The sequence below is a fragment of the Edaphobacter aggregans DSM 19364 genome, from assembly GCF_000745965.1.
GTDB lineage: Bacteria > Acidobacteriota > Terriglobia > Terriglobales > Acidobacteriaceae > Edaphobacter > Edaphobacter aggregans.
Genome location: NZ_JQKI01000066.1, coordinates 1 through 18,680 on the forward strand (window position 1 = coordinate 1; position 18,680 = coordinate 18,680).

11 protein-coding genes and 3 pseudogenes are annotated in these 18,680 nt (G+C 58.0%); 9 read left to right on the top strand and 5 right to left on the bottom strand.

Going from position 1 to position 18,680, the window contains the following annotated elements; all coding sequences use genetic code 11:
- The first annotated feature begins 56 nt into the window (after positions 1 to 56).
- Positions 57 to 281 carry a MerR family transcriptional regulator gene (locus Q363_RS46595; protein WP_425387715.1) on the top strand — a complete coding sequence of 75 codons (225 nt, stop codon included), beginning with the start codon at positions 57 to 59 and terminating at the stop codon, positions 279 to 281.
- On the opposite strand, the gene Q363_RS20855 is transcribed toward Q363_RS46595, so the two are convergent.
- Positions 266 to 1,348 carry a glycoside hydrolase domain-containing protein gene (locus tag Q363_RS20855; protein ID WP_051979089.1) on the bottom strand — a complete coding sequence of 361 codons (1,083 nt, stop codon included), beginning with the start codon at positions 1,346 to 1,348 and terminating at the stop codon, positions 266 to 268. The two genes, Q363_RS46595 and Q363_RS20855, sit on opposite strands and share 16 nt — an antisense overlap.
- A 485-nt stretch (positions 1,349 to 1,833) precedes the next feature.
- On the opposite strand from Q363_RS20855, the gene Q363_RS20860 reads away from it, so the two are divergent.
- Positions 1,834 to 5,265 (top strand): outer membrane beta-barrel protein, encoded by a 3,432-nt coding sequence (locus tag Q363_RS20860; RefSeq protein WP_035354383.1) that lies wholly within the window; start codon positions 1,834 to 1,836, stop codon positions 5,263 to 5,265.
- Positions 5,266 to 5,336: 71 nt separating this feature from the next.
- On the opposite strand, the gene Q363_RS20865 is transcribed toward Q363_RS20860, so the two are convergent.
- Together Q363_RS20865 and Q363_RS20870 are read right to left on the bottom strand one after the other, a co-directional pair.
- A complete protein-coding gene (locus Q363_RS20865) occupies positions 5,337 to 6,002 on the bottom strand; it encodes a hypothetical protein (protein ID WP_035354386.1) in 666 nt (221 codons plus the stop codon).
- A 190-nt stretch (positions 6,003 to 6,192) separates the two neighbouring features.
- A pseudogene (locus Q363_RS20870) lies at positions 6,193 to 9,275 on the bottom strand (Tn3 family transposase).
- 137 nt (positions 9,276 to 9,412) lie between these two features.
- On the opposite strand from Q363_RS20870, the pseudogene Q363_RS42980 reads away from it, so the two are divergent.
- The 6 genes and pseudogenes from Q363_RS42980 to Q363_RS20900 all read left to right on the top strand — a co-directional run bounded on the left by Q363_RS42980 (position 9,413) and on the right by Q363_RS20900 (position 15,444).
- A pseudogene (locus Q363_RS42980) lies at positions 9,413 to 9,894 on the top strand (recombinase family protein).
- A 267-nt stretch (positions 9,895 to 10,161) separates the two neighbouring features.
- Positions 10,162 to 11,520: an MFS transporter gene (locus Q363_RS20880; RefSeq protein WP_084080607.1), complete on the top strand. Its 1,359-nt coding sequence runs from the start codon at positions 10,162 to 10,164 to the stop codon at positions 11,518 to 11,520.
- Between the two features lie 56 nt (positions 11,521 to 11,576).
- Positions 11,577 to 13,559, top strand: coding sequence for a YjhG/YagF family D-xylonate dehydratase (locus Q363_RS20885; protein ID WP_084080608.1), 1,983 nt, complete (start codon positions 11,577 to 11,579; stop codon positions 13,557 to 13,559).
- Positions 13,560 to 13,573: 14 nt separating this feature from the next.
- Positions 13,574 to 14,410, top strand: a complete 837-nt coding sequence (locus tag Q363_RS20890) for a fumarylacetoacetate hydrolase family protein (protein WP_245632366.1) — start codon at positions 13,574 to 13,576, stop codon at positions 14,408 to 14,410.
- A gap of 157 nt (positions 14,411 to 14,567) precedes the next feature.
- Positions 14,568 to 14,792 (top strand): hypothetical protein, encoded by a 225-nt coding sequence (locus Q363_RS40865; RefSeq protein ID WP_157467266.1) that lies wholly within the window; start codon positions 14,568 to 14,570, stop codon positions 14,790 to 14,792.
- Between the two features lie 313 nt (positions 14,793 to 15,105).
- Positions 15,106 to 15,444 (top strand): hypothetical protein, encoded by a 339-nt coding sequence (locus tag Q363_RS20900; protein ID WP_035354395.1) that lies wholly within the window; start codon positions 15,106 to 15,108, stop codon positions 15,442 to 15,444.
- Between the two features lie 17 nt (positions 15,445 to 15,461).
- Here Q363_RS20900 and Q363_RS46600 read toward each other — a convergent pair whose 3' ends face one another.
- Positions 15,462 to 15,770, bottom strand: a complete 309-nt coding sequence (locus tag Q363_RS46600) for a Tn3 family transposase (RefSeq protein ID WP_084080609.1) — start codon at positions 15,768 to 15,770, stop codon at positions 15,462 to 15,464.
- A 56-nt stretch (positions 15,771 to 15,826) separates the two neighbouring features.
- Complete coding sequence (locus tag Q363_RS20910; RefSeq protein WP_342667439.1) at positions 15,827 to 18,001, bottom strand: FG-GAP-like repeat-containing protein; 2,175 nt, start codon at positions 17,999 to 18,001, stop codon at positions 15,827 to 15,829.
- A gap of 193 nt (positions 18,002 to 18,194) precedes the next feature.
- Here Q363_RS20910 and Q363_RS20915 point away from each other — a divergent pair.
- Positions 18,195 to 18,674: pseudogene (locus Q363_RS20915) on the top strand (Tn3 family transposase); the annotation flags it as partial.
- Positions 18,675 to 18,680 lie beyond the last annotated feature (6 nt).

Here is an 18,680-nt window from a genome sequence, read left to right on the forward strand (position 1 = left end):
TCGATAGAGTCGTCTGGCTACGCGACACCTATAAGCTCAAGAGCCGCCGGCAGCGATTGCAGGAACAAGGCTTCGGGACCACTGAGCAGCTACGGCGGCGCCTCGGGGTCTCACAAAGTACGATCAAGTGTTGGCGTAAAGAAGGCCTGCTGTCTCGCAGATACCATGGCAACCAGAGCCGCTGCCTCTACGGACCGCCCGAAAACATTGAGATGTTGAGAGCCAACCTCCGTCAATCAACATACGCTCGAAACGCCAGCCCAACTCAAACCCCACAATGAGGTGCAGTATGAAACCATCGCTTTGGAGAGTTCCAACGCGGGGTATTAGAGGAAGAGCGAGAGCGGTTGTCGAACAGCGAACGCTCGATCTCGGGCGAGGCGTGAAACTCCACGCGGCCAAGCTCCGTTCGCCACTGCGCCTGCGTTTGTGCGCGCACGGCGTCGAAGTCGAAGCCGGGGACCTCGGCCTTCATATTCGCGATCGCATTGTCTTCGCTTACAGGCGAAAGCGCGACCGTGACGATCAGCGGGGTCTTCTGTGGAGAAAAATCAAACACGGCCTCCAGCCCGCGGCCTTCGATGCTCTCGGTGTCCTCAGCCCCGGTGCCCGGCGTCTTGAAGCCCTTGTACGGCGGCGGCTCGTCCTCGCGGTTGTAGAGATGATGCCCGCTCACCACACTCGAGAAACGGATAGCAAAGTAGAGCTGCCTTCCCGGAGCCCAGCCGCGCGTCTCGCGCATGCCGGTGATGGTTCCGTCCTTGCGAAGGCGCAGGCGTGACCACAGCACCTTGCCCGGGTAGTTGTAGATGCTCGAGCGCAGGTCCAGCAGCATGTGCCATGTCTTCGCCTCCGGCGGAAAGGTGTAGCGGTGCACGCCGACGCGCGTGGTTGCGGTTAGCTCGGCGCGCACGCCGGAGTCGTCGAGCGTCACCGCGTAGTAGCCCGGCTCGGCGTGCTCGGTCTGGTGCGAGAAGCGCGAGCGATAGCCGGAGCGCGGCTTGTCGATCTCGCCGGGATCGAGCGGAACTTTTTCCTCGGTCGAAGGCGTCAGCAGAACGTCGCCCAGGTCGCTGTGTCCGGCTCCGGAGAAGTGCGTGTGCGAGAAGCCGAGGATCGTCGTGTCCTCGTAGCGATAGCCCGCGGCCCACTTGTAGCTCTGTTTGAAGGGGCGAATCTGCGTGTCGGGAGAGAGCTGCACCATGCCGAACGGCGCGCTGGCACCGGGGAAGGTATGGCCCTCGGCGCCGGTGCCAATCAGTGGATCGACGTACTGCAGCGGGTCAGGACGTTGTGCATGCGCGGCGAGCGTGAGGAGAGACAGTGCAACGGCAAGGCAGAGCTTCATACCGAAAGCCTATCGCGGGATGAAGGTTTTCGTTGCGCTTCGCTCCGGTGTGTCGCGGGGAGTCCCTTGAATCTCCGAAGATCTTTCGATCGCGCACGCACGGAGATGCTGCCGCGCAACCCGACGCCGGCCCGGCAGACCAGGCAAAGTCACCGTTACAGAAACGAAGCGAGGCTCGCGTCAGATTGCGTGCCTCTTTCTCTTGCTGCACCGGATCTGTTCCTCGTGGTCAGAGCGTGATGAGAGAGCGGTCGACCATGACGGTATGAACGTTTTTATCGAATGTTCATCATGCTGCAAGCTGTTGATACATATCACTCTCCAGAATTCACCCTGTATCCGAATCATGTTCGTCATCACGAATCTGCTTGACACAACATTGCCAGATTTCTTAAATGGGAACGCTCGAAAAAGTCTTCGTTAGCGGTAACTGAAAAGTAAAAAGAACAACCACGAGATGTACCCACACCTTCGGAGGTCCGATTTTGAACAACAGACGATACCCACTCTTTGCGATCCTATTTCTCGTATGCGCCATGTTCCCCGCTCTCCGCGCACTTGCCCAAGACACCTCGTCTCTTACCGGCACCGTTGCAGACTCATCCGGTGCATTGGTAGCGAAGGCGAACGTCACGCTTCGTAACGAGGCAACGCGGGCAGAGATTCGCGCGGTCACCAACGAAGGCGGCAACTACACCTTCACCAATCTCGCGTCTGGACGTTACTCGATGCGTGTCGAGGCAGCGGGCTTCCAGTCGACAGACCTCAACCAGATTCAGGTTGACCCGAACATCGGCCGCCGCGTCGATATCACGATGAAGGTCGGTGATACCACCACCTCCATTACCGTCGAGGCCAACGCAAACATCGTGCAGAGCGAGAGCGGAGCCGTGGGCCAACTCATCTCTCAGGAGCAGGTCAAGAACATCCAGCTCAACGGCCGCAATCCGCTTTACCTCGCCCAGATCGAACCTGGCGTCGTACGTGGCCAGTCGATGGCTGCCTTCTCGTTCGGGCTGGACAATGGCATCAACGTCAACGGTGCGCGCTCGCAGGAGAGCCTGATCACGTTCGACGGCGCCCCCATGGTGCGTACGCGTTCCAACGGCACCAGCGTCGGCGTCGCCGACGTCGACTCCACCTCGCAGGTGCAGGTGCTCACCACGAGCTACGGCGCTGAGTATGGCCGCACCTCCGGCGGCCAGATCCGCATGGTTCCCAAGAGCGGTACCAGCGAGTTCCACGGCAGCGCCTTTGAGTACTTCCGCAATAACGTGCTCAATGCCAACACCTGGCAGCGCAACTTCAACGGCCAGTCACGTGCGGCCTTCCGCTTCAATCAGTTTGGCTGGAATCTGAACGGCCCCGTCTTCTTCCCCGGCTTCAACAAGAACCATGACAAGCTCTTCTTCCTCGTTGGCCAGGAGTGGATCAAGTACAACCACGACGACCTCGCGCAGCAGAAGGTTCCCACTCCGCTCATGCGTCAGGGCAACTTCAGCGAATTGCTTGGCCCCAATATCTTCTACAGCGGGCCCGTGCAGCTCGTGAACCCGAACACCGGCGTGGCCTATGCAAACAACATCATTCCTCAGGCCCAGCTCAGCGCGAACGGCGTCGGCCTGCTGAATGCTTATCCGCTTCCGAACCGCACGAACAACCCCAACAACTGGGTCGACTCGGCGCTCTACACTGAGAAGCAGCGTAAGGACTCCGTCGTCGTCGACTATGTGCCGACCGACAAGCATCGCATACGCTTCAGCCTGCTGGACTACAACTACGACGACTACGAGCCTCACTTCGGCAACTTCAACACTAACCCGCGCATCTTCAAACGGCCGAACCAGATTGGCGTTCTGCACTGGACCTATACCATCAGTCCCACCTGGGTGAACGATGCCTACGTCTCCGCCGCAGCCGATCATGTCACCATCGACATCGACACATCGTCGGGACTTTCCGACCGCACCAAGTACGGCATCAATTACCCCTATCTCTTCGGATCGGCCAGCAAGGTCGTTCCTGATAAAATTCCGACGATCCAGCTCCAGAACTTCGGTACGCTCGACGGCGGTCCTTACCCATCCCGCTCCGGCGGTATCGTCTATGACCTCGGCGACACGGTGACCAAGGTTTGGGGCAACCACACGTTGAGGTTCGGCGGACTCTGGGAGTACGCCGGTGAGAACAACTACGACCAGATCAGCGTCGACAACACGCGCCCTGGCACCACCAACAACCAGAACGGACTCTTCGTCTTCACCGACGCCCGTGGCGGAAGCGGCACAAATCCCGTTCCTACTTCGAATGTCGCCGCTGCCAACGCCGCGCTGGGCCTCTTCGATACCTACGGCGAAATCGGCACACGTTCCTACACTCTGTTCCGCGGCAACATGTTCGAGGGCTTCGGTCAGGACCAGTGGCGTGTCAACTCCAAGCTCGTCCTGGAGCTTGGCCTCCGCTACTCCTTCATGGAGAACTACCACGCTCTCTGGGGTAATCAGGCCTTCTTCAATCCCAGTGTGTGGTCCGCCAGCCAGGCGCCAACCGTCAACCCGACGACCGGCTTCATCACCGGTGGCGATCCTTACAACGGTGTCGTGATCCCCGGCAGCGGCTTCCCCAGCTCTGCCCAGGGACACGTGCCAGACGCCATCCTCGCCAACGGCTATGCCCGTCTCTTCCGCGGCTTCGATTCAAACTACTCGCCGACGGTGAAGACCAACATCCAGCCGCGCGTGGGCTTTGCGTACCAGATCAATCCCGGAACGGTCGTCCGCGCCGGCTTTGGACGATACATTCAGCGCCTCGGCATCAGCGATACCGTGCATGTCGGCGGCAACGCTCCATTCCAGCCCGCTGCGACGGTGACGCGCGGAGGTGTCGACAACCCAGGTGGTGTCGGCGTCAACCAGGCCCCGCTGGGCTTCTACTCGCATGCCTACGACTATCCCAACCCTGAGGCCTGGGGATGGAACATGACCGTCGAGCATGAGTTCACCAACATCGCGGTCTTCACCCTCAGCTACGTCGGCCGCCGCGGCTATCACCTGGAGCAGTTGATTAACCGCAACCAGCTCCAACCCGGAACCACCCTTGACCCGGCAAATAGGGGCGTCAATCCCGACGCTCTGCGTCCCTACAGGGGCTTCTCGATTATCAACGAGGCGCGGAATGACGGCAGCTCCAATTACCATTCGCTGCAGGCCAACCTGAAGCGCCGCCTCACCAAGGGCACCCTCTTCGGTGCGGCCTACACCTGGTCCAAGAGCCTCGACTTCGGCTCCGCCACCGGAACTAGCCAGCCGAACGCTTACAGCAATCGCAACTTCTACGGTCCCAGCGACTTCGATACCCGCCACGTGCTGGTCATCAACTACGTCTGGGATATCAAGTACGGAAACAGCATGAGCAACGTCTTCGCTCGGAGCTTATTGAGCGACTGGCAATTCTCCGGAATCATCCAGGGGCAGTCTGGCGTTCCGCAGACCGTCTCGCAAAACAACGACCGCGCCGGTGTAGGACCGGGATCGGGTAACCAGCTGTGGGTCGCCTCGCAGACTCCGACGCTCCCTCACGGGTTTGCCGGTGGCGTGACCACCGACCAGTGGTTTCAGACCAGTGTCTTCGCACCGGCGGCTCTGGGGACGTTTGCTCCGCGCGGTATGCGTGGCTTGATCCGCGGCCCCGGCTTCGTGAGCGCTTCGGCGGCACTGCAGAAGGCCTTCCATATCATCCCCAACCATGAGAACCATCAACTGGTCTTCAAGGCCGAGGGATTCAACTACCTCAATCACCCCAACCTCGACAACCCGGACGTGAACCCGACCAGCGGTACCTTTGGCCGCGTCAACGGCAAGGGCAACACCTATGCGTCGGAGCGCCAGTACCAGTTCAGTCTTCGTTACGCCTTCTAAACAGCGACACAACTTTGAGAGAACCCGGCCGAAGCTGGCCGGGTTTTTTTTGCGCGTGTCGCGCGCGAAGGCTACTGGGCGTAGACGTCGACTCCGCCGCTGTAGTTGGCGACGTAGACCTGTCCACCGTCGACGATGGGAGGAAGAAACTTGTTGAAGGTGAAGGTGAGCGCCCACTGCTGCGAGTCCCACAGTACGGGGATGACGCCGTTCACCACGTTGTCGGGGTCGTAGCAGAGCAGGCGGCCGTTGGTGACGGTGGTATTCGCATCGCCGTACGGGATGGTGCACCACAGCAGCGCGGTGCCGGGCTGGTTGTCGTTCGACGACAAGGTGCAGAAGCCGCCGGGCATGCCTCCGGGCGAGTTGGCGATGTTCGTGGAGGCGAACTCGTTGGACTGCGCCACGTAGGTCAGCTTGCCTGCGGGACTCATCGCCCACTCGTGCAGCTGCGAGTTCTCGCCCCAGACAAAGAGCTTCAGTCCCGCGGGACTGAAGTACTGCACCGGCGTCGAGTGCATGTGGCGCGTCTTGCCCCATGGCATGAAGTTCAGCGTCGTCATGTCCTGCGGGCAGGGATCGACCGGGCCGGGCGATGCCGTGAGCCACACCGGCGGCGAGGCCAGCTTCGCGCAGTTGGCCTTCATGTTGGCGAAGTCGGCAGGCTTGGTGTTGCCCATGTTGGCGGCCTTCACGACGTAGCCGATGCCGTCCTTGCCCGCGGCGAGATAGAGCATTTATGTTCTGTTGAAAATTATGTCGTGTAGGAGTCTCTGGCTGGTGTATCCACGGAGGATTGCGGATTTGGACACAACATAAGCAGGTGGTGATACTGGGCGGGATTGCTTTTGCCCAAGGAGACCCACATGCTTGACCAGTTCCTTTCTGGCTATTTTTGCCCAACCCCTCGAAATGGTCTAATTGGCGTCATTGCGGGCCTTCCTCCTCTCTTTCGATCATGGAGCGGCGCCAGAAGTCTTCGTTCTGATAGCGGGTTGCGAGGGCTTCCATGTCGACCTCCGATGATCCGGTTGTGAAGTCGAAGTTGCCGATGAGGTTGATGTTGCGCCAGGCGACGGGCGAGATGCCCTTGAGGATCTTGATGGCTTCGAGATCGCCCGCCTCGGCCTTTTGCTGGTATACGCGCGAGAGGAGCAGGGTGTTGTAGTAGATGATGGCATTGGCGATCAGCCGGGAGCACTCGTTCCATATCTGCTGTTCGGCTTCGGTTTTGACGCGGAACTTGCCTGAGTTGACGTACGAGATCGCGCGGCGCATCTGGTGGTAGGACTCGCCTCGGTTTAGCGCCTTCTGGACGCTCTGCCTCAGGGTGGGATCGTCGATGAAGTCGAGGATATAGATAGTCCGCCGGATGTTGTCCAACTCCCACAACGCCTTCTTGGTCTGGTTCTGCCGGGCGTAGGAGCTCAGCTTGCGCACGACCGTCGCCTGGGTCACGTCCTTTGCGCCAAAGACGCCATGATGCGCTGGATGTTCGGCCACTCCTTGACGATCAAGGCGTCGAAGGTTTTGCGGGCAGGCTTGACGAGGCGGCCGGCATGGTGACTTGGGTGGCGGAAACCGATCAGGCTGGCGATCCTTTTGTGGAGGTCGCGGTACCGCGGCGCGAACTGATATCCGTCGAAGAACAGGAGCCAGAAGTTGACCTGATTGGTGCCGTGGGTGTCGGTGGAGTGCCGTTCCGGCTGGATGTCCGTCGTGTTGTTGTGCAGGATGTCGAAGACGAAGTGCGACTCGTGCTCGTGCGTGCCGATGATGCGCGCGTTGCAGGGCACGTGGTTGGCGACCAGGGTGTACGCGCTCACGCCCTTCTTCAGGCCGAAGTACTTGGTGCCATGCCGGGCATTGATGGTGGGGATCTGAGTTTCGATGCGCTGGCCGTCGCTGCTGGAGTGCTTCATCCCGCCGATGTCGAACTGGTCGAACATCGGGAGGGCGGCCGTGGCGTTAGAGATGGCATCGTTGGCGGCGTGCAGCGTTTCGGCCCGCAGGAAGTTTCGCGCCGTCGTCATCAGGGCCGAGTGGCCGAGGCCAGAGACCTCCGCCATCTTCCAGAGCCCCATGTTGGTTCCCATGGCTACAACACAGGCGAGAACATGGCGCGGATCGGCCTCCTGCTTCACGTAGCGGCCCAGAACATGGGTGAAGGTGCCGAGAACTCCCGTCTTTTCGGCGACGAACCGCAAGAGGTCGGCGATGCCGATGCCGGGCAACTGTCCGTAAAACGGACTATTGATGGGCTCCTCTTCGCTGGGATAGATCAGCGTCCAGCGTCGCTTGTCTCCGGTGCCGGTGATCTTGATGTGCTTGTTGTCGCCGTCCTCGATCCGACGGTTGACCCGTTCGAACTTGCCTTCGAGCTCCGTATGGAAGGCGGCGAGCGTCTCTTCGATCGGCGCCAGCAGAACCGGCGCGCCGATCTCCTCAAGGACGGCGTCCTTGTTCTTCCAACGCTCCGGTCGTATCAGATCGTCCTCGAAGCTGCGGAACTCGTTGCTGTCGCGGACATAGATGTTGCCACCTTCAAGGGCCCTCCGCAGCAGGCGATAGAGCAGGAACTCGTAGCGGTCGACATCGAGCCGCCGGTCCTTGCGCTTCCCGGCCTCGGTATACATATAACGCTGAACGCCCTTGGCGATGATGCCTGTCGGGAAGTTGGCATGGCTCATCTGACGAGGCGATTTGCCGTGGCGCAAGATCTCCTGCAGGAAGGCCACCGCTTCGAGCAGCGGCGCATCCTCGACCAAGCCCGCGAAGTCGAGATTCGAGAACAGATGACGAAGATTGAGCTTGAACTTCGAGTGCAGCGTGCCGTAGAACGACCATTCGAACGCCGTCTTGTCGAACTCGATCTTCTGCATATACCCGGAGACCTGAGCGAAGCGTTCCGCATCGAGCAACGAGAACGCCTGCTGCCTGACCTTCGAGAACGGAGTGCAGTCCGCGATCGCCGGGTCGAGGAACAGATTGAGCACCTGCCCGGCAGCCTGTAGATTCCCGGTCGCCTCCGCCATGGCCTCTGCGGCCGCGATTTCGGCGGCGAGCTTCGCTTGCTGCTCGTATTGATCGACCAGATGGATGAAGGCCTCGATCAGGTTGTCGTTGATCTGCCGGAAGCGGTGGGTGGCAAAACACAACAGGTACAGGCGCGACGCCGAGACGGCCATTCGTTGCAGCTTATAGACGGTGTAGAACTGGACCAGCGAGGCGTAATACTTCACGCTCTCGTTGGACAGCCCGGCCGCCGCCAGAAAGGTCTGGCCGAACGCGAACAATGGTTCGAAGAACTTGCCGCGTTCCACCTCCTGGCGCAACTCGCCATAGCTGAAGTCCTTCGGTTCGTGCTTGAGGATGCTGATCCGGTACATGCCTTCGTCGGCCTCGAGAAGAGCCTCCAGTTGCCGTTCGACCTCCCGGGTCAGCCCTCGGCCGAGCAGGCGAGTGATGCGCAGATGTTCTCCGGAGACGGTCCGCCCCACCAGGTCCTGCAAATAGGTGTAGCCGGGGGCGACGATTCGTTGATGGACCAGGTGCTGTAAGACTTCGCGCAGAATGAAGACCGGCTGCGCCGACAGCATCGAGACGCGCTGCGCCTTCCGTTCAAGCTCCGCCTTTGCAGCGGCATCGCAGGAGCGGTAGTCGAACAGCCTGAGAATGACCTGCTGCTGCTCAAGTCGAGTCGAACGGGCGGGCGACTTGATTTCGGTCATGTCTCTCGCAGGAAAATAGCGCTGAAGAATGTACCCCGCGTCTCCCGTTACCGCATCGAGTGCATAGACGAAGAACTGCCGTTTGGCCTTGAAGTATCCAAGTTGAAGGACGAGGTGGACCGCTACCGAGATCGTAACTACGCCATCGACCAGTTCACGCTGCGCCGGGCCCAGATCGAAGTAAAGGCGGCGATCCTCTTCGGTAAAACGCGGCAAGCCATAAAGGTCGTCGATCTCCTGAGCGGTCAGGATCGACAGGCGACGGGAGTCGGAGGCCATGCACGAGCGACTTTCAGCGAGTGCAAGAAGTTACACTTTTCGCACTGCAGGATGGAGATGTCTCTTCATGGTAGCGGCAGGCCAGTATCCAGTGCGTAAACCTTTGCGAAAAACAACGTGCGGATTCCGCCGGCACTATGGACATACACCAGCTGCATCGAGTCGGATATGCCCGCGTCGGCAGCCTCGGTCAGAATCTTGATTCCCAGATCGACGCCTTGAAAGCGGCAGGGTGCAAGAAGATCTTCACCGACAAGATGACCGGCTCCCGCATGGATCGGCCAGGCTGGGATCAGCTCATGGAGTACGTCCGCCCTGGCGACGTCCTGGTCGTGGCGGAACTGAGCCGCATGACGCGCTCCCTCAGCATCTGCTTGAAACGGCACAAGCGCTCGACCGAAAGCAGGTCGACCTCGTCTCTCTACGAGAAGACATCGACACCAACACCGCCACCGGACGCTGCTTCCTGTCTATGATGGGGGCTATTCATCAGATGGAGCGGGAGCTCCGCGCTGAACGAGCCGCCGCAGGGCCGGGCCTCTGCAAAAGCGCGAGGGAAGACCGGAGGGCGGCCACGCACCGATATCGTCAAGTTGCGAGATGCCAAAGTGCTCTATGACAACTCCGACAGACGGCGGACGAGGTCTGCAAGGTCGTTGGCGTCGGTAGACGCATATTCTTCGCCTACCTCGCTCAACAGAGAGAACAGGTCTCAGCACCCCATCAGCACCCACTATTGCCAATTAGACCTTTTCGAGGGGTTGGGCAAAAATAGCCTTTATAGTTGCCATGCCGGAAAAGATCAGCCACCAAGAAGAATTAGTTGGTGACATGTACTTCAGGTCGTTTGCTCATCAGACCTCGCACATGAGGGTTTTTGTCAACTATGTTCAACCCGACAAAAAAAGATCGCAGCGGCGCGACCCTTGACTCCGATAAGCAGTCGAGCCAAGTTCGCAACCCAGATCTCAAAAGCGGAGGATTAAGCAGACGCTACGTTTGGTTGCTCCCGGTAGTGTTTATCACCTATAGCCCGGCATATCTCGACCGAGCGAACTTTGGCTTCGGCGCTGCAGCTGGAATGGGCACGACGCTCGGCATCAGCGAACAACAAGTCTCGCTACTTAGCAGTCTATTCTTTGTTGGCTATTTTCTTTTCCAGCTTCCGGCGGCTGCTCTGGTCCGACGCGTCGGCGTGCGGCGTATCATCACCGTTCTGCTCATAGCGTGGGGTAGTTGTGCAACGCTCATGGGCTTGCTTCGCAGTTTCTGGCTGTTATGCATCGACCGAGTACTTCTTGGCGCCGCAGAAGGCCTCATCTTTCCAGCCATGCTTTTTCTGCTGGCCAATTGGTTTATCCGCTCAGAGCGCGGTAGAGCCAACGCGTTGCTTATACTCGGAAATCCTGTCACGGTGCTTTGGATGTCGATCATCACAGGCTATCTGGTTCAGCGGTTTGGTTGGCAGGCGACCTTTGTCGTGGAGGGATTGCCGGCTGTTCTGTGGGCGGGAGTGTGGTGGTTCGTTGTTCGAGACAAGCCGACACAGGCGCCCTGGATGCCACGTGCGGCAGCCGAATCGCTCGAAGAAGTTATCGCTGCAGAGCAGGCCTCGGTGCCTCCAGTCGGCTCGATCCTCGAAGCGTTTCGACGACCCGATGTGATACTGCTCAGCGCGCAATACTTCTGTTGGAGCCTTGGAATTTATGGTTTCGTGCTTTGGCTGCCGGCGATCGTGCGTGAGGGCGCATCCTTGTCGATGGGACGAACGGGCGTGCTGTCTGGCACTCCATATCTGGTGGCGATCGTCGCCATGATCGCAACCTCGACGATTTCTGATCGGACAGGGCGACGAGAGTTGTTGGTTTGGCCCAGCCTGATGGTTGCATCCGTGGCTCTTTTTGTCTCGTATCTGGTCGCAGGAAGGAGCTTTCCGCTGGCGTTCGCATCATTGGTTGTGGGCGGCGCCGCCATGTATGCACCATACGGTCCGTTCTGGGCAATTTTGCCGGAACGAATTCCTCGACCTGCTGTGGCGGAGGTCATGACCTTAATTAACAGCGCGGGTGCACTGGGCGGATTCTCCGGGAGCTACCTTGTGGGCTGGACACGCGCCATCACTGGGAGTTCGAGTGTTGGATTCCTGCTAATGGCGATTGCGCTCCTGTGCTCGTCGCTGTTGCTGCTATTGTTGCCCAAGAGCCGTCCGAGTGCAGCGGACCCGCCATCGAAGTCGTATCACTAACGGTGCAGAGAGCACTATCCGTTGTAGTGTCGGGTTGACAGCAGGAGGCATAGATCGTGAGTGGGAAGTGGCGAGCGGCAGTACCGTTGCATGAAATACTAGAAAGCGAGATAGACCCCGCGGGCACGCGGACGCATGCTCGAGGACCGGAGGGCAGCCTGCCCATTACTGCGGAGATGTTGTTACGCGAGCCCTCGGGCAACCTCTTTGGGCTCACTCAGAGCGCTGGCATGGGGTGGGAACCTGAACGGTTGCTTGATCCGGAGTTCCTGATTCTTAGCACTCATGGTGGAGTAAGAGCAGCGGATGGAACGCCCATCGCATTGGGTTTCCATACCGGCCATTGGGAAGTAGGTTTGCTGGTGAGTGAGGCCGCGCGTGAATTACGAAATCTGCGGGCCATTCCTTTTGCTGGAGCGTGCACAGATCCATGTGACGGCCGGACGCAGGGGACAACAGGAATGCTTGACTCGTTGCCTTTTCGGAACGACGCTGCGATAGTGTTGCGCCGACTCATGCGATCACTGCCCACTCGCAAAGGAGTTCTTGGGGTCGCTACCTGCGATAAGGGTTTGCCGGCAATGATGATGGCGCTCGCATCCTCGGGGCCATTGCCTTCGGTTCTCATCCCGGGCGGTGTAACACTCTTGCCGGAGTCGGGTGAAGATGCTGGCAAAGTGCAGACGATTGGCGCTCGTTTTTCTCAAGGACAGATGTCTTTAGAAGAAGCGGCCGAAATGGGCTGCCGAGCTTGCGCATCGCCTGGTGGCGGCTGCCAGTTTCTTGGTACGGCGGCGACATCGCAGGTGGTTGCTGAAGCGCTTGGACTCTCTTTGCCACACAGCGCCTTGGCTCCCTCGGGGCAGGCAATATGGCTCGATGCGGCGACGAGGTCTGCGCGGGCGATGCTGCGATTGGTACAGCTGGGAATTGGGACACAGGGTGTGCTGACGGATGCAGCGGTTCGCAACGCGATGGTCGTTCATGCAGCATTTGGTGGTTCGACTAACCTATTACTTCACGTGCCCGCAATTGCTCATGCAGCGGGGCTGCGGCGTCCTGGTCGCGAGGATTGGGAGTCCGTGAACCGCGCCACTCCGCGTCTGGTCGATGCGTTGCCTAATGGACCGCGAAATTTCGCAACCGTTCAGGTATTTCTTGCAGGGGGCGTTCCTGAGGTGATGCTGCACCTTGAGCGCCTCGGCTTGATCGATACGAGCGTACAAACCGTGACCGGGACAACACTCTCCGAAAATCTTCGCTGGTGGGAAACGTCCAGCCGCCGGGGGGCGCTGCGTAATCGTCTGCAAGAACTGGATGGAATCGATCCCGATGATGTGGTCTTGTCTCCGGATCGTGCCCGACAACGGGGACTGACATCGACCGTATGCTTTCCGGGCGGTAATCTCGCGCCAGATGGTTCCGTCATTAAGAGCACATCGATTGATCCAACACTGATCGATGAAGATCAGGTATACCGCCACACAGGTCTCGCAAAAGTGTTTATATGTGAGGCCGATGCAATTGAAGCAATCAAAGCCGGTCAGATTTCCAAAGGTGATGTTCTTGTATTGATCTGTGCGGGACCAAAGGGTGCAGGAATGCAGGAGGTCTATCAAATAACCTCGGCACTAAAAAACCTACCTTTCTGTAGGCATGTGGCGGTGCTCACGGACGCGCGTTTCAGTGGTGTCTCGACTGGTGCTTGCGTGGGGCATATCTCTCCAGAAGCCCTAGCAGGTGGTCCAATCGGTAAGGTGAAGGACGGGGACGAGATCACTATTGTTGTTGATCGTCGATCACTTGTTGGAAGCGTTGATTTAACTGGAGAGAGTGGAGAGCAGTTTGATTCTGCGGAAGGAATTATGCGGTTAGCATCGAGGCCCGTTCGGCGCGATTTGGCGCCACATCCCGAGTTACCTGAAGATACGCGGCTATGGGCAGCGATGGTGCAGGCTAGCGGGGGTGTTTGGGGTGGATGTGTCTATGATACCGATGCAATTTGTTCCGCACTCGAGCGAGGCGGGACTTATCCTTAGAAGTTGTGGAGGAGATGGTGAGGCTTTATCGGACGACTGATGGATTTTTTGGAGAAGAACGCAACCGTTTCTGGCGTGTAGAGGCAGCGAGTTGGGAAGATCTGTTGGGTGATGCAGATCTCCACAATCGGGTGAGCGCAGAATCGCAACGCGCCGAGTTGCTTGAATCTCTGGACGGGATGACATTATTAAGTCCGGTGAGCACGCAAGAGGTATGGGCCGCGGGGGTAACTTACTTTCGTAGTCGCAGCGCTCGCATCGAGGAGTCAAAAGACGCAGGTGGGGGTACCTTCTACGACCGGGTTTACGCAGCCGATCGACCAGAGCTGTTCTTCAAGGCTTCTGGGAGGCGCGTGGTTGGTCCGTTAGGTGAAGTTCGGATCCGCAGGGACGCTCGCTGGTCGGTACCTGAGCCTGAGCTGACGCTTGCCATTCATTCGAGTGGTAAGATTCTCGGCTACACCATCGGAAACGATATGAGTTCACGAGATATTGAAGGGGAAAACCCACTTTATTTGCCCCAGGCAAAGGTTTACGACGGCAGCTGTGCCATAGGCCCGTGCCTGTTACTCGAGAGCGGGAACCTTCCAAAAGAGACGGCTATTGGCATCAAGATCGAACGTAACGGCGCTCACGCCTATGTTGGCCAAACCACATTGAAAGAGTTGAAACGTCCGGTGGCAGAGCTGGTGAGTTATCTATTTCGCGAAAACAGCTTTCCTGAAGGTGTCTTTCTGATGACCGGTACGGGGATTGTCCCGCACGACGACTTCACGCTCGTTGCAGGTGATCGCATCGTTATTACAATCGACAATATTGGAACGTTAGAAAATCAAGTGGCGTCAAGTTGATTTCATTGCATTGAGTGAAAGTCGAACCCACGGAACGCTATGGGCTTCTTTACGGTCTGACTGTCGATGAGCGGGTACAGCGTAATGGGCAACGAAACAGCGCAATCGGTCTATGAAGCCGGTTCACACAAACTTCGTGTGAACCTCGGGGCGCGCCTTGCTCCTGATCGCGCTGCTCGGCTGGGCCTGTCTCAAACTCAAAGTGCCGGTGCCGTGGTGGTGCGTCCTCCTGCTGATCGCCGGGGCTATTGCGTTGGGCTTTATCTACCCGGTACTGTGGCGACGAAAGCATCACCCGCTGCTGAAACGATCCGCGCGAGAAGCGCCTAACGCTTGTCCAGCTCCTCTCACGGTCGGCCCGGTGTTCTGCTCGGTCTACTAAGCTCGTGTCTTCGTCCTCGATCTCCTCGGCCAACTCAATGAGCAAATCCTCACGGCTCGGGGTCCACATCGGCGCAACGAAAAGCTCCTGTTTCGGCGCATAGATGAATCCTGCGGCTTTCACTCTTGCGTATAGATCGCGGGCTAGACGAACGGATCTGGCTAGGATTGCCATACGGGTACGCATGTGTAGTGTTCGTAGGGGGTCACTAAGAATAGGCCCGCTAACAGACTGACTTGAATTATTGAGCTGCAAAGCTCAACCGGAGCCTGTACACTTGCACTCACTAGCCAGCCAAGGATGAGTACGACAGATGGCTCACAACCCCTCGAAATTTGCCATGGGCGTCAGCGCAAAGCTGGCTGCGCGATCTAGGCACGTCTGTACATTCTTTGGTGCCGGCACTTCCAAAGCGTGTGGCCTTCCTGATGTAGCTCAACTTCAAGCCAAGGTGTTGGCGGATTTGGGTGCGGGAGAAAAAGCGCTATTTGAAATGCAACTCAACGGCCGAAATCTCGAACAAGCCCTGAGCAGATTAAGGCGCATCTCAGCTTTGCTTACCGGGACAGACCAGCTTGAGGGGCTGACGGCCGTGACAGCTATCACTCTCGATAAAAACGTCTGCCAGGCAATCGTTAAACACCTACGGTAAGGATTCGTGTTGGATTGTCACACTGCGACCTGGGCTGTGCGGGTTATCCTTTCACCGTGAAGTGGCATTCTGAACTCTTGAACGCTCTCGAGGGGTTCTGGAACCCGGTCTCGATTGAGAGCGTAGCGTCCGAAGCGATTGAGATGTTCGGTCTGGTATGGACTGGAAGACGCGATGAGTTCTGCATCGAGCGCATGTCCTTCTGCGGCGAGCCGTTCCAGTGCTTTGCTCATGGTCACGACGTTGTGAAAGATCAGCAAGTTAGCTACGAGATGGTTGTACTTGATGAACTTACGCTGCTCATCGCGTATGCCTTCGGCGGCCAGCGCGCCGCCTCCGAAGGCTCGGGACTCAGTAGCTCACTTGAGACCATTCCTATTCGCTACTTGACGACCAGCGTAAGGGTTAAGGTGTGACTGATTGAGAAAGAGGTCTCGCTTCCCACGACGACGATGTTGTAAGAGGTGGGCGGTTTGGAGGTGGTGCCGCCACCGGATGAGCTGGATGATCCTGAACAGCCGGAAATCGAGCCGAGTCCCATGAGCAAGCAAAGAACCATGAACCCGATGTTTAGCCGTGGAGCGCACCGCTTGGAGCGTTTACGGCTGACACCAAGAAGGAGCAGCGCCGAGGCTGTGATGGAGAGGCGTATATTGGGCCGGGTAGGCTCATTTGCGGATGGTACGTGGGTCTGCAGGGAGAGAGTCACCTGACCGGGCTGGTTGGGCGCGACGTAAACCTGTATTGTGCCACAGCTGTCCTGCTGGCAGACCATGGTGACGTAGCCCGTATAGTTATTGACCGATGTGACCGTAATCGTCCAGTTGGCTTTGTCGCCGGCATTCACCGTGATGGTTTCAGGCGAGGCTGAAAGGGAAAAGTCTGGTGGAGGGACTGTGGTAATTGTCGTGGCGTCGCTGATGCTGGGAAGGCTGGAGGCGTCACCGGGATAGCTTGTAACGATGTCATAGGTCCCGACGGACGGAAAGGCATAACTCAATGTAGCGAGCGTCCCATTTACAGGTGCCGTTCCGATCACGTTTCCGTTCGCGGTGAACGTAATCGGATTTGTGGGGTTATAGCCCGAAAAGGACGCGACTAGCTGCGATGGGCGCTGCGCCAGGAAAGTGGTGGCGGAGAGTGTAAGAAACACGGGATACTTCTGACGCACGATTTTTACGGAAGCCGAGGTAGGCCCAGCAAGTGCGTAGTTGACGTCTCCGGAGTAGGTGGCAGAGACGGTGTATGTTCCTTCCGTGGGGAAGGACGTCTGGATTTTCGCCATCGCTAACTCGAGGGGTACAGTTCCCAGAGTTGTCCCATCCGGTCCGGTAAAAGTAACTGTGCCGGTAGGGGACGGATTCCCAGAAGAACTAACGGTGGCAACAAATGCTGCCGGCGCAAGAGGCGCGGCACTGGCAAATCCGGGATCAAGCCTGAAGGCGGACTGCAACCCGCGGGTTGAGACCGAAGGCGGGTTGATCTGGTTGAGCAACGGTACGGCTGCACCGGAAGCAAAGACGATGTAGTCGAGGCGTTTGTTGGACGTTAGCGGAAGGGCGGAGTTGTTGAGACGAGCGAATGCGCCAATAACTGGACGAACGGAACCTGTGGTGTAGAGATTGGGATCGGTGGTAAAGGAGCCATGGCCGTCACCAAAGGCCACCGTGAAGGTGGCGAGTCCGGCGAGGGACTGGATGATGAGGTCAGGGTTGTCATCGCCATTGACGTCTCCGGCTGAAGCGTTGATGAAAGAAGCACCGGGCGGTGTCGTAATGGTGGCGACAGGGGGAGAAAGAAAGGTGCCGTCACCTTTGCCCGCGTAGACGAAATTGTCGATGACGATGTCGGTGAGCTTATCGCCATTGAGGTCCGCGAGCAGGAGCGGGGTTCCCGTGCCAGGCAAGGCGAGCGGGGTGAAGGTGTTGTTACCTTGATTGATGTAGGCGTTGGCTCCCCAGATGAGGTCCAGTCTACCATCGCCATTCAGATCGGAAGCGAAGACACGGGAGGTTACCCCTACCTGATCGGATGCTACAAAAAGCGGATTAGCGAAAGTTCCGTCGGCATTACCGATCATTAACGCTATACCGCTTTTGGGTGAGATGGTGTCGTCGAACGAGATAGCAATATCTTGTTTGCCATCGCCGTTGAAATCGCCTGCAACGATGCCTTTAGGGTAGTGGAATGGAAGAAAATCCATGCGGCTAACGAATGTGAAAGTGCCATCGCTGTTGCCTTTTGCGAAGACGATCGATGCAGCACCCGAATAGAAGAGGTTGCCGGTAAACAGAACGCTGGTGGCATCAAAAGGATTTACGGATACGACGTCAGGAATACCATCGCCGTTGAAATCAGAGAGAACAGGTGCACTGCCGTACGGCGAGATGGGTGCGGTGGGTGGAACCGTGAAGGTTGCGTCTCCATGCCCTAGAGCAGTGATCGGGAGCCCGCTAGATTCAATTCCGACGATGTCGCTAAGTCCATCTTTATTGATATCGGCGACGACAGGACTGTCAGTGTGGTCGGCTGGGAGACAGCTGCTAAGCGAACCGATGCGATGGAGAAACTAGTCGACCGCAAGGTCTTCAAGGCCCGTGCCGCCCGCTAGAGAGCCGACCTGATCGACGCGTGGGTTCTACTAGTTTGAGCCCTTTTTCTACTAGTTACGGATCAGGATTTCTACGAGTTAAGGGTAATAATCGTCGGCAAAAGGGCGCTTTTCTACTAGTAAAGGAAAAACGACAACCGGTATCATGCGTACACTTCAGGCAGGAGATCGGCCTACCCGGCTGGCACAAGCAATCGCCGAGTACGGTCGCATCGACAAGACGCTGCACACGCTGACCTACATCGACGACGAAGCCAAGCGTAGGGCTACGCTCACCCAACTCAACCGGGGCGAGGGTCGCCACAGCGTCGGCCGTGCCGTCTTCCACGGCAAGCGCGGCGAGCTGCGCCAGCACTACCGCGAAGGACAAGAAGATCAGTTAGGAGCACTTGGTCTCGTGCTCAACATGATCGCCTTGTGGAATACCATCTATATGGAAGCCGAGCTGAGCCAATTGCGTGAAGAGGGCTATCCGGTGATGGACGAAGACGCACAACGCCTGTCACCGCTGCTGCACGAACACATCAACATGCTGGGTAGATACTCCTTCTCAATGCAGGACGCGGTGGCCAAAGGGGAACTGAGATCCCTACGCAACCCCGAAGATCCCGACTCATGAATCCTT